The following is a 544-nucleotide window of genomic DNA, read 5'->3' as shown; positions in this document are numbered from 1 at the left end:
CGCTAATTTGCAGCAGTGGCAGCGATACATAGAACAAGAGATTGGCTTTATATTGCCAAATATGCAGCTGCAGTGGTTGACCAATGCCATTGATCATACAGCAACGTTAAATGGACTCACTACTCAGCAGCTATGGCATCAGTTGCCTAAAAATAATGAGATTCGCCAGCAGTTGTTGGATAAGGTGCTGATTCATGAGAGTCGCTTTTTTCGCCATAAACCTTCTATAGCCTTTGTCACAAAATATGCAGCAAATTATCAACGAGCAAATAAAACGGATACCCCATTTCGCATTTGGAGTGTTGGTTGTGCAAGTGGGCAAGAGACTTGGACGCTGGCCATGAGTCTGACAGCCGCGCAGTTGTCCAATCACGTGATACTGGGAACAGATGTGAGCGAGCAAGCGATTACAAACGCGCGGTTAGGACAATATGATAAACGGCAGCAGTCATTAATTCCTCAAAATTGTCAGCAGTTTGTTCACTCTTTGATCATCAAGAATGCAGAAAATGAGCTGAGTATGGCTGATGCTTCTAGTAAAGCA

1 protein-coding gene is annotated in these 544 nt (G+C 43.8%); it reads left to right on the top strand.

From position 1 onward, the window contains the following. Positions 1–7 precede the first annotated feature (7 nt). Positions 8–544: CheR family methyltransferase (locus ACS8FC_RS20305; protein WP_439298113.1), on the top strand; the 537-nt coding region annotated here is incomplete at its 3' end.

The sequence above is a fragment of the Psychrobacter sp. 1Y4 genome (assembly GCF_051847555.1).
The sequence above is the reverse complement of the archived record's forward strand: the minus strand, read 5'-3'. Positions and strand labels throughout refer to the sequence as shown.